This is a genomic window from Teichococcus aerofrigidensis (assembly GCF_054073225.1).
Map to the genome: position 1 here is coordinate 21,165 of NZ_JBSXMU010000040.1, position 10,504 is coordinate 31,668.

General features: G+C 70.9%; 13 protein-coding genes, 1 tRNA gene and 1 riboswitch. Of the genes, 6 read left to right on the top strand and 8 right to left on the bottom strand.

Translation table 11 applies throughout. The annotated features are described in order from the left end of the window. Window positions 1–54: 54 nt before the first annotated feature. A riboswitch (SAM riboswitch) is annotated at window positions 55–133 on the bottom strand. A 66-nt stretch (window positions 134–199) separates the two neighbouring features. Further along, window positions 200–274, top strand: a tRNA-Gly gene (locus ACVMLK_RS10655). 223 nt (window positions 275–497) lie between these two features. Then, the gene (locus ACVMLK_RS10660) at window positions 498–1,451 is read left to right on the top strand and encodes an esterase (RefSeq protein ID WP_457486383.1); all 954 of its coding nucleotides are present in this window, start codon (window positions 498–500) and stop codon (window positions 1,449–1,451) included. Between the two features lie 22 nt (window positions 1,452–1,473). Here ACVMLK_RS10660 and ACVMLK_RS10665 read toward each other — a convergent pair whose 3' ends face one another. Together ACVMLK_RS10665 and ACVMLK_RS10670 are read right to left on the bottom strand one after the other, a co-directional pair. Beyond that, window positions 1,474–2,130, bottom strand: a complete 657-nt coding sequence (locus tag ACVMLK_RS10665; protein WP_457486390.1) for an ABC transporter substrate-binding protein — start codon at window positions 2,128–2,130, stop codon at window positions 1,474–1,476. Next, entirely contained in the window at window positions 2,015–3,049 is a 1,035-nt protein-coding gene (locus ACVMLK_RS10670) for an ABC transporter substrate-binding protein (RefSeq protein WP_457486384.1), read from the bottom strand. Before ACVMLK_RS10670 ends, ACVMLK_RS10665 begins: the two co-directional genes overlap by 116 nt. 339 nt (window positions 3,050–3,388) lie before the next feature. On the opposite strand from ACVMLK_RS10670, the gene ACVMLK_RS10675 reads away from it, so the two are divergent. The 3 genes from ACVMLK_RS10675 to ACVMLK_RS10685 all read left to right on the top strand — a co-directional run bounded on the left by ACVMLK_RS10675 (window position 3,389) and on the right by ACVMLK_RS10685 (window position 4,340). After that, window positions 3,389–3,595, top strand: a complete 207-nt coding sequence (locus ACVMLK_RS10675) for a cold-shock protein (protein WP_198365698.1) — start codon at window positions 3,389–3,391, stop codon at window positions 3,593–3,595. A 181-nt stretch (window positions 3,596–3,776) separates the two neighbouring features. Beyond that, window positions 3,777–4,004 carry a hypothetical protein gene (locus ACVMLK_RS10680; RefSeq protein ID WP_198365699.1) on the top strand — a complete coding sequence of 76 codons (228 nt, stop codon included), beginning with the start codon at window positions 3,777–3,779 and terminating at the stop codon, window positions 4,002–4,004. Window positions 4,005–4,154: 150 nt separating this feature from the next. Then, window positions 4,155–4,340, top strand: coding sequence for a hypothetical protein (locus ACVMLK_RS10685; RefSeq protein ID WP_457486385.1), 186 nt, complete (start codon window positions 4,155–4,157; stop codon window positions 4,338–4,340). 49 nt (window positions 4,341–4,389) lie between these two features. On the opposite strand, the gene ACVMLK_RS10690 is transcribed toward ACVMLK_RS10685, so the two are convergent. From ACVMLK_RS10690 to ACVMLK_RS10700, 3 genes are all read right to left on the bottom strand, one after another. Beyond that, entirely contained in the window at window positions 4,390–4,830 is a 441-nt protein-coding gene (locus ACVMLK_RS10690) for a PaaI family thioesterase (protein WP_198365701.1), read from the bottom strand. A 94-nt stretch (window positions 4,831–4,924) separates the two neighbouring features. After that, window positions 4,925–6,490 (bottom strand): TerC family protein, encoded by a 1,566-nt coding sequence (locus tag ACVMLK_RS10695; RefSeq protein ID WP_198365702.1) that lies wholly within the window; start codon window positions 6,488–6,490, stop codon window positions 4,925–4,927. A gap of 52 nt (window positions 6,491–6,542) precedes the next feature. After that, window positions 6,543–7,193 carry a DedA family protein gene (locus tag ACVMLK_RS10700; protein ID WP_457486386.1) on the bottom strand — a complete coding sequence of 217 codons (651 nt, stop codon included), beginning with the start codon at window positions 7,191–7,193 and terminating at the stop codon, window positions 6,543–6,545. Between the two features lie 336 nt (window positions 7,194–7,529). On the opposite strand from ACVMLK_RS10700, the gene ACVMLK_RS10705 reads away from it, so the two are divergent. Then, on the top strand, window positions 7,530–8,264 hold the full coding sequence (locus ACVMLK_RS10705) for a phosphatase PAP2 family protein (protein WP_457486387.1): 735 nt from the start codon (window positions 7,530–7,532) through the stop codon (window positions 8,262–8,264). 34 nt (window positions 8,265–8,298) lie between these two features. Here the strand turns inward: ACVMLK_RS10705 and ACVMLK_RS10710 are convergent, their stop codons facing one another. From ACVMLK_RS10710 to ACVMLK_RS10720, 3 genes are all read right to left on the bottom strand, one after another. Next, entirely contained in the window at window positions 8,299–9,300 is a 1,002-nt protein-coding gene (locus ACVMLK_RS10710) for a Bug family tripartite tricarboxylate transporter substrate binding protein (RefSeq protein WP_457486388.1), read from the bottom strand. A 105-nt stretch (window positions 9,301–9,405) separates the two neighbouring features. Then, a complete protein-coding gene (locus tag ACVMLK_RS10715) occupies window positions 9,406–10,056 on the bottom strand; it encodes a thioredoxin family protein (RefSeq protein WP_198365706.1) in 651 nt (216 codons plus the stop codon). Between the two features lie 55 nt (window positions 10,057–10,111). Further along, window positions 10,112–10,504 (bottom strand): thioredoxin family protein (locus tag ACVMLK_RS10720; RefSeq protein ID WP_457486389.1); only part of this gene is annotated, 393 nt, incomplete at its 5' end.

Consider the following 10,504-nt stretch of genomic DNA (forward strand, 5'->3'; position numbering starts at 1 on the left):
GAGACGACTCTCGGGCTTGTCGTTCACCGGCCCGGTCGGGCGGTTCCGCGCGCGCGCCTCCCCGCCACGGCCGTTTAGCGCGATTGTTTAAGCTCGCCGCAAGCTGGCCGGACAAATCGCGAGCACCCCGTCGCCGGGGCGGGCGGACCTTACGCCCCGCTTGCCGGCCGCACAAGGGCGGGGTAGAAGGCAGGGCAAGGCGGGCGTAGTTCAGAGGTAGAACGTCAGCTTCCCAAGCTGAATGTCGTGGGTTCAATTCCCATCGCCCGCTCCAAGCTTTCCCCCGAATGGCGACGATGGATCCGGAAGGCGGCGACCGCCTCCGCAACCTCGTGGGGTCGTTTCCACCGGTCCGCGATCTGCTCTAGGCTTCTCCGTAAGAAATCCGGAGGCGCCGCCATGAAGCATCCCTCGTCGCCCTTGTCCTCGCCCTGGTCCTCACACTGGGAATCGGCGCCGCGCAGGCCGAGGCGCAGGCTCCCGCCCCGCTGCCGCCGGTGCGCGAGATCGGCAGCCTGCATGTCGGGGGACGGGTCCGCGCCCTGGATGGCCTGCCGCTGCGCGACATGGTCCCGTCCCCCGGCGCGCCGCCCATCCGCACCGACCCCAACGGCGAGTTCATGGTCGAGGGGATGTACGCGCAGTACGTGAAGCTGGTGGAGCCGCGCGCCCGCCATCCCCTCCTGTTGTGGCATGGCGGCGGCCTAACCGGCGTGACCTGGGAGACGACGCCGGATGGCCGGCCCGGCTGGCAGATGTACTTCCTGCGCCAGGGCCACGATGTCTATGTCAGCGACGCGGTCGAGCGCGGCCGCGCCGGCTGGGCCCGGTTCCCGGAGATCTTTCCCGGCGAGCCCGTCTTCCGCACCATGGGCGAGGGCTGGGGCCTGTTCCGCGTCGGCCCGCAGGAGGGCTGGAGCGCCAACCCCGCCCGCCGCCGCGCCTTCCCGGACACGCTCTTTCCCGTGGCGGCCTGGGATGCCTTCACGCGCCAGTCGGTGCCGCGCTGGACCACGACCGACAGCCAGATCCAGGCGGCGTACAACGACTACGTCCGGGCGGTCTGCCCCTGTGTCATCATCGTGCACAGCCAGGGCGGCAACTTCGCCTTCAACGCGGCCCTCGCGGCGCCGGACAAGGTGCGCGCGGTGATCGCCATCGAGCCCTCCGGCACGCCCGGTCCGGGGACGGAGGCGGCGGGCCTGCGGGATGTCCCCCACCTGATCGTCTGGGGCGACCACTTCCAGGACTCGCCGTTCTGGCAGCGCATCCGCGGCAATGTGGAGCGCTGGGCCGGCACCATCCGCGCGGCGGGTGGCCGCGCCGATGTCCTGGACCTGCCGGCCGAGGGCATCCGCGGCAACAGCCACATGCTGATGATGGACCGCAACAGCGACGCCGTGGCGGCGCGCATCCAGGCCTGGATGGAGGCGCGCGGGCTGATGCGCTGAGCGCCGCTGCCGCCGGGCGCCGTCAGTTCGCCGGCGTGGCGAAGAGCGCGTTGGTGTACCAGCTGGGCGAGGGATCGTAGCGGACGCGGTGGCGCAGCCCGGCCCAGTTGACCTTCAGGTACAGGATGGGGATGACGGCGACATCCTCCATCGCGCTGCGCATGGCCTGGGCCGTCAGCGCGTCGCGCCGCGTCCGGTCCATCGTCCGCAGGGCCTCCTGCAGCAGCGCGTCCATCGCCGGGTTGCTGTAGTGCTGGCGGTTGAAGGGTCCCATCCGCAGGGTGGGGTTGCGCGTCGCCACCACCTGCTGGAGCGTGATCGCCGCCAGGTTCGAGGCATAGGTCGTCATGAACATGGCGAAGTCGCGGTTGGTCGCGCGGGTGAAGAAGGTCGCCGTCGGCAGCACCTCCACCCGCGTCTGCACGCCGATCCTGTTCAGCCCCTGCGCCACCGCCTGCAGCACGTCGGTATCGCCGGGGAACCACCCGCTCGGGCCATGCAGGGTCATGCGGAAGCCGTTCGGGTAGCCCGCCTCGGCCAGCAGGGCGCGGGCCCTGGCGACATCATGCGGGATGGGCGGCTGGTCGGGGATGCGGCCGATCGCGATGGGCGGGGCGAACTGCTCGGCCGGCGTGCCCTGGCCCGCCAGCAGCCGGTCGACGACGCCCTGCCGGTTGATGGCCATCGGACATGGCCCGTCGCACCCGGACGTCCCGCAGCGGGTTGGGCACCAGCGGGCGGCCTTCGTGATCGGTGACGAAGGGCGCCTCTTCCCGCACCGTGTCCGGGAAGAGATAGGCGGTGCCGTTGCTCTCCGTGCCGAAGACGGCGATGCGCGGATCGGCTTCCAGGCGGGCGACATCCTGGGTCGGCACGGCGTCGATCAGGTCGACATCGCCGGCGCTCAGGGCGGCGACGCGGGAGCCGGCATTGCTCATGAAGCGGATCTGCACCCGCTCCCACGGCGCCGCCCCGCCCCAGAAGGCCGGGTTGCGCGCGGCCTCCAGCCGGTTGCCCTGCTCGTAGGACAGATGCCGGTAGGCGCCGGTGCCGATCATCGCGCGGCCGTTGTTGAAATCCGCCGTGGTCGCCTGCCCGTGCAGGCGCCGGGACAGGATCAGCACGGCGGTGAGTTCCGCATCCAGGAAGGGCGTGGGCTCGCTGGTGGTGACACGGAGCGTCCGGCCATCGACGATCTCGACCCTCGAGACGGTGCGGACGGTGGAGGCGAAGGACCCCGGACTGTTCGGGACATCCGGCAGCCTGGCGAAGGAGAAGGCCACGTCCTCCGGCTGCAGCGGCGTGCCGTCATGGAACCGCACGCCCTCGCGCAGACGGAACTCCCAGGTCAGGTCATCGACGATGCGCCAGGATTCCGCCAGCCGCGGCACGATCTTCCCGGCATTGTCGAAATCGACCATCGGGTCGAAGACCTGCCGCAGGATCGCGTTGTTGCTGTTCGAACGATGGAAATGCGGGTCCATCGCCGTCGGCTCCGACTGCGTCGCGATCGTCAGCGTGTTCTGGCCCTGGGTGTTCTGGCCCTGGGCGGGAGCGGCCAGGAGGCAGCAGGCGAATCCCATGATGAATGCGCGCACCCGCAATCCTCCCGCTCCCGTCGCCCTCATCCTGCTGTAAGGGCTTCGGATCACTGTTCCGTGTCCGCGGCGGCACTGTCAATGCCGGTGGCCGGGCGCCGTTCCCGTTCGCGACGGAGGATGGAAGGCCAATGGAGGATGGAAACCCAGGAGCCAAGGAAACAGGGCTTGCGTCTCGCGCCCGCAATCTCCATGTTGGCGGGGTCAGCTCGTTAGTTCGGCCTGCTCTCCTTGCTCATGACTGAGCGCCGAGCCCGGTGTCCGTCTCCTCGCGAAGTTCGATCCTCCCTGCGATCCCGTGGGGTGGTTTTTCATTTTCATTCATGAATGGACAACACCATGGCTGTCGGTACTGTGAAGTGGTTCAACGCGACCAAGGGTTTCGGCTTCATCCAGCCGGATGACGGCTCCAAGGACGTCTTCCTGCACATCTCGGACGTCCAGCGTTCCGGCCTGCGCGAGCCGCGCGAGGGCGACAAGCTGGAGTACGACCTGCAGAAGGGCCAGCAGGGCAAGGTCTCTGCCGGCAACCTGCGCCAGGCCTGAGGCCTGAAGGTCCGGGACGGCCAGGCCGCCCCGGACCGCTGCCTGCCGCCGCGTGGCGGGCCCTGCGGCCCGGCCCCGGCATGGCGACCGGCGCGGCGGACACCCGTGTGATGGCCAGGGGCGAGCGGGCCGCTCCCCGCCGGATTCTTCCGGGAATCCTCCCGCTCCGCGGAGACCCTCCATGCCGCCCCACAGCCTTTCGGTCGGACAGACCGTCGAACTCTTCCCAGGCAAGCTCGAGGCCAGTGCCGCGCGGGGCACCTATACGGTGGTTCGCCTGCTGCCGAATGACGGCGCGGATCGCGAATATCGCGTGCGCAACGTGCAGGATGGGCATGAGCGCGTGGTGCGCGAGAGCCAGCTGCGCGCTGGGGCCCGAAGCCTGTTCCGCGAGCCGAAGCATCCCTGACCGGGCCGTCGGCCGCGATCAGGCGCCCAGGATCAGGTGACGGGACGGAGCGGCGGCCTGCCGGTGTGAACGGCGGGCCCGCGTCATTCCTGTCCGCGCGACCCCCTTTTGCAAAGACCCGTCGCCAGCCAGTCCTGGCAGGAGTGCGTGATGCTCGACAACAAGAAGAAATCCTCCCCCACCCCGATGGAGCCGCCACCCGAAGCCGAGGTGGAGTATCTGTCCAAGCGGCATCGTGTCTCGCCCGCCATCATTCGTGAGATCATCCGCCGCATCGGCTCCAGCGAGCGCTCGGCGGTGGAGCGCGAGATCCGCAAGGGCATGACCCGCCGCTGAGGCGGGCCCGGCCGGGGCGGATCGCTCCGCCGGATCGGGGCCGCGCCGTTCAGGGGCGCGGATGCCTGATGAAGCAGGTGGCGGAGGCGCTGGCCAGCAGCCGCCCGGACGAATCGCGCAAGGTGCCCTCGGCCGCGCCGATGGAGCGCGACAAGTGCGTGACCAGCGCCTCGGCCACCAGATCCTCATCGACCGGAACCGGCCGCAGCATCTTGATGCCGAGATCGACCGTGGCGTAGCTGAAGCCCGGATCCAGCATGCTGTGCACCGCGCAGCCCGTTACCGAATCGAGCACCGTTGCCGCGAAGCCGCCATGCACCCCTCCCATCGGGTTGAGGTGCCGCCGGTCGGCGCGTGCGTGCAGGATCACCCGGCCCTTCGCGACCTCCATCTCCTTCAGCCCCATCGTCTCGGCCATGGAGGCGCGCGGCAGGGTGCCGGCGGCCGTGGCCTGGAGAAGCTCCAGGCCGGAGAGCGCGGCGGGGTTCATGGACGCCTCCTGGGTTCGCCGCGCCAGTAGAACCGGCTTGCCGGCCCCCTGCCAAGAGGGCGGCGCCCCGAACCGATCCCCGGGAGGAGCGGCCCTACTCGTGGGGGGGCTCGTCCGGGGAAGGGGCCGGCGCGGGACGGACACGGACCCGCTCGAGGCGGAAGCCCTGCGCGGCCACCACCTCGAAAGTCAGGCCCCCGGCTTCCACCTGGTCGCCCAGATGCGGCAGGCGGCGCAACCGGTCCATCAGCAGGCCGGAGACGGTGGCATAGCCGCCGGCCGAATCCGCCAGCCGGGTGCCGAGGCGCTGGTCCAGCGCGTGCAGGTCGAGATGCGCATCGACCAGCAGCGCGCCATCCTCCTCCGCCTCCAGCCGGGCGTGGTCGTCATCCTCGTCCTGGAAGTCGCCGGCGATGGCCTCGAAGATGTCGGTCGGCGTCGCCACGCCCTCCAGCGTGCCGTACTCGTCGATCACCAGGGCCATCTGCACGCGCGAGCCGCGCAACTGCTCCATCAGCCGCAGCACGTCGAGCTGGTCGTGCACCAGCAGGGGCGGGCGCACCGAGGCGGTGAAGTCGATCCGGCCCTCCTGCATCAGATCCCGCAACAGATCCTTGGCGAGCGCCACGCCGACGATCTCCTCGATCTGCCCGCGGGCGATCAGGTAGCGCGAATGGCCGGTGCGGAGCATGATCTCGCGGTGCTGCTCGGGCGTGCCGTCCGCGTCCAGCCAGATCACCTCGTTGCGCGGCGTCATGATCGAGCGGACGCTGCGCTCGCCGAGCGCCATGACGCCCTGGACCATGGAGCGTTCCTCCGGCTTGAAGACCTGCTCGGGCGCCTCGCCGTGCGTGCCGCCGGGCGCCGCGTTCTCCTCGGCCTGGCCGCCGCCGAGCAGGCGCAGCACCGCCATGGCCGTGCGGTCCCGCAGGTCGCCGGTGGCCAGGCGCTTGGCATGGCCGCGCCGGGCGAGCTGGTTGAAGGCCTCGATCAGCACCGAGAAGCCGATGGCGGCGTAGAGGTAGCCCTTGGGGATATGGAAGCCGAGGCCTTCCGCGATCAGGCTGAAGCCGATCATCAGCAGGAAGCCGAGGCAGAGGATGATGACGGTCGGATGCGCCGAGACGAAGCGCATCAGCGGGCGGGAGGCCGCGATCATCACCACGATGGCGAAGGTCACGGCGATGTACATGATGGAGAGATGCTCCACCATGCCGACCGCCGTGATGACGCTGTCGAGCGAGAAGACCGCGTCGAGCACGACGATCTGCGCGACCACCTGCCAGAAGCTGGCATAGACCCTGGTCTCGCCCTTCGCGCCGTGGCCGCCCTCCAGCCGCTCGTGCAACTCGGTGGTCGCCTTGAACAGCAGGAAGAGGCCGCCGGTGACCAGGATCAGGCCCCGGCCGGTGATCTCCATCCCCGCCACGCTGAACAGCGGCGCCGTCAGCCCGACGATCCAGGAGATGCCCGCGAGCAGGCCGAGGCGCATGAGCAGCGCCAGGGTGAGGCCAATGATGCGGGCCTTGTTGCGCTGCTCGGGCGGCAGCTTGTCGGCCAGGATGGCAATGAAGATCAGGTTGTCGATGCCGAGCACCAGCTCGAGCACGATCAGCGTCCCAAGTCCCAGCCAGGCGGTGGGATCGGCGATCCATTCCATGGTTCAGCGCGGTTCCGTCATAAAAGGGAAGGGCGGGATGGGGACGGGCGGCTCAGCCCCGGCCCAGGGCGAGGCGCTGGCGCATCCAGGCGCTGACCAGGGGGCGCAGGCGCTGATAGCCGATCCAGGCGAAGAGCGCGGCGCCGAACAGGGCGGCCAGGGTGAGGGGGTCGGGGTCCGGCCCGATCTGCCGCGCCAGCCAGCCGCCGACGGAGCCCGGCATCAGGATCAGCGGCGCCCAGACCAGGGCGGAGAGAATATTGGCGCTCTGGAAGGCGCTGTTGCGCATGCCGACGACGCCGGCGGCGAGCGGCGTCACGGCGCGCATCGGGCCGATGAAGCGGCCGAAGAAGACCGCCCACCAGCCCCAGCGGCGGAACACGACGACGGACCAGGCGTAGATCCGCCGGCAGGACCGGGGCAGGCGGCGGCGCACGGCATGCGGCCCGACCCAGCGGGCCAGCCAGTAGCCGGCCGCGTCGCCCAGGACGCCGCCGATGACGCAGCCGAGCAGCACCGGCCAGGGCGAGACGAGGCCGCTGCCGAGCAGGGCGCCGATGCCGAGCAGCAGGGCGGTGGAGGGCACCAGGATGCTGACGACCGGAAAGGATTCCAGAAAGGCGATGAGGAAGGTCGCGGGCGCCGCCCAGGCGGCATTCGCGGTCACCCAGGCCCCGAAGGCCGCGCTCCAATCGTCCAGCATGGCTGCTCGGTATCAGCTTCGCGAGGGCCATGCCAATGGTTTCGCTGTGAGCGCCGGGACGCAGGGTCGGCCCTGGGCAAGGCGAGGCCTTATTCAACCTGTGATTGCCGATCCGGCCGATGCCGCGGGGCAGGGCGGGATCACGGGCCTTTGCGGCGGGCCGGATTGTGCCCGGTCGGCTTCCGCGTTGCCGGGCCATGAAGAGTGTGCAACATTTCAATTTAATGACACTTGTTCGCCGCGGGAGACAGGCGCGCCTCGGGGGCCCGCTCCACGGCAACGGGAGAGAAATGTTCGGCGCCCCCTCCGGGAGCGCCGGTGCAAGGACTTCACGGCATGCTTGCAGCGCTCGACCTTCAGCTTTTCCAGGCCTTCAATGGCTGGGCGGGCCGAAGCTATGCTTTCGACCGCGCGGTGGTCAGCCTGACCAACATGCATCTGGTCAAGACGGCGCCGCTGATCGCCGCCTTCTGCTGGTACTGGTTCAATCCCGACAGACGGCGCGGCGGGCCGGATGACACGGAGCTGCGCCACAACCGCCATTTCCTGATCTTCTCCAGCCTGGCGGCGGCGGTGCTCGCCTGCGGCCTGTCGCGGCTGGTCCAGAACGTGATGTGGGAGCGGCCGCGGCCGATCAACGATCCCACCCTCGGCGCCATCCGCCCGCTCGGGCTAAGCGAGGACTACCTCGCCAACTACAGCTCCTTTCCGAGCGACAACGCGGCGATGACCTTCGCCCTGGCCACGGGGCTGTTCCTCATCGCGCGCGGGCCGGGCATCGCCGCCTTCCTCTGGGCCCTTCTCGTCGCCTGCCTGCCGCGCGTCTTCGCCGGCTTCCACTATCCGAGCGACATCCTGGGCGGCGCGGTGCTGGGCGTGGCCGTGACCCTCGTGGTGGTGCGGCGGGCGTGGCTCCGGCGGCCCTATGAATGGGCCATCGGGCTGCACGACCGGCGTCCCGGCCTGTTCTATGCCGCCGGCTTCATCGCGGCCTACCAGATGACCACCTTCTTCGGCGACCTGCGGGAACTGGGCGAGAAGACCGCGATCTTCCTCCGCGCGACCCTCTGAGCCCGGCCGGGCGGGCGGTCCCCGCCCCCGCGCCTCAGCGGGAAGCGGCGCCGGTCAGGCGGACCAGCCGCTCCATCAGGGTGACGTCGTCCCGCTGCAGCCGTGCCATCTCGGCGGCGCTGCCGCCGGCCGGCAGGTAGCCCAGCTCCTCCATCCGCCGCCGCGTCGCCGGCGCGCGCACCGCCTCCGCGACCGCGGCGGAGACGCGCTCGACGATGGGCTCGGGCATCCGCGCCGGGCCGAACAGGCCGATCCAGCTGTTGAACTCATAGCCGCCGACCGTCTCGGCGATCGGCGGAACCTCCGGCAGGGCCGGCATGGGCCGCGTCCGGCTCACGCCCAGCGGGCGGATCTGGCCGCTGGCGATATAGGGCATGGCCTCGGCCAGGGGGGAGAAGATCACCTGCACCCGGCCGGCCAGCAGGTCGGCCATGGCCGGCGCGCCGCCGCGATAGGGAACATGGGTGAAGGAGACGCCGGCCTGTTCCTCGAACAGCGCGCCGGCGAAATGCTGCGTGCCGCCGGCGCCGCTGGTGCCCATGTCGAGAGCGCCGGGACGGGCCCGGGCCAGCGCGATCAGCTCGGCCACGCTGGTGGCCGGGAGGGAGGGATGGACGACCAGGACGCAGCCGCTGACCAGCACCAGCGAGACCGGCGTGAAGTCGTCGACCACGTGGAACGGGATGTCCGGGTAGAGGAACTGATTGGTCGCATGCGTGCCCACCGAGGCGACGACGAAGGTGTGGCCATCCGGCGCGCTGCGCGCCACCGCCTCGGAGGCGAGGTTGCCGGCGGCGCCGACGCGGTTCTCGACGACGACCGGCTGCCCGAGCGGGGCGGCGATCGCATCGGCGATGAGCCGGGCGGAGATGTCGGTGCTGCCACCCGGCGCGAAGCCCACCATCAGGCGAACCGGCCGGCCGGGCGACCAGCGCGCGGGGGAGGCGGGCTGCGCCCGCGCCAGGCCAGACCATGCCAGGGGAGAGCCTGCCAAGGGGGCGAGAGCCAGCGCCCGCGCGGCGTCGCGTCGTTTCATGGGTCGTTTCCTCCTGTCGCGGCTTATGGCGCCGCGACAGGACTATCCGACAGGCGGGCGGTGGGGAGAAGCCCTGCCCCGCCCGGGGACGCTACCCGGGGACGCTCAGGCCTCCGGCGCGTACTTGATGGCGCAGCCGTAGTTGCGCGTCACGGGCTGGGCCACCGGCCGGCCCTCGGCCACCGCCAGCATGGCGTCGCGCGCGAGCGGCTGCGCCTTCGGCACGTCCGCCACCTTGCTGGAGGGGATGCTGTCGATGCCGCCCATGTAGCGCAGCACGCCCTCGGCATCGATGACGTACATATGCGGCGTCGTGGTGGCGGCATAGGCGCGGGCGATGCGGCTCATCGGGTCGAGCAGCACGGCGGCGGGCGCGGCCTCGCGGCTGGCGGTCAGCGCCCTGGCCTGCTCCGGCGTGACATGCCCCTGCGCGCCCTCGGGCGAGGAGGCGATGGAGAGCCAGGCCACCCCCTTCCCGGCGGCGAGGCGCTGGATCTGCTGCATGTTGCCGCTCTCATAGTGCTTCCGCACGAAGGGGCAGTCGTGGTTGGTCCATTCCAGCACCACCACCTTGCCGCGGTAGTCGGCCAGGCTATGGGTCCTGCCGTCCTGATCCGGCGCCGAGAAGGCGGGGGCCGGGGCGCCGATGCTCGGCGCGGCCAGGGCCTGGCGGGACAGGAAGGGCAGGCTGGCGATGGCGGCGCTGGCCAGGCCGAGACGGGACAGGGCGGCGCGGCGGGGGATCGGCATCGTCATGACGGGTCGTCCTCTCTTCGGGTGCGTCGTCGGTTCGGTGGTGCTCCGGCCGGGATCAGCCCCGGCCGGAGGCGGAAGGTCCGGGCAGGGCCCGCAGCACGATCGCCTCGGTCAGGATCTGCGGCAGCACCTCCGGCTCGCCGCCGCCGGGCGGATAGACGAGATAGAGCGGCACGCCCTCGCGCCCATGCCGGCGGAGCTGCGCGGCGATGGCCGGGCCGCCATCGGTCCAGTCGCCCTTCAGATAGGCGATGCCACGCTCCTGGAAGGCCTGGCGCACCGCGGCGCTGTCCAGCGCCACCCGCTCATTGACCTTGCAGGTGATGCACCAGGCGGCGGTCATGTTGACGAAGACCGGCCGCCCCTCGGCGCGCAGCGCGGCCAGCCGCGCCTCGGACCAGGGCTCGGCCGCCTCCGTGGCGGCGGCCGCCGCGGCGGGGGCGGGGCG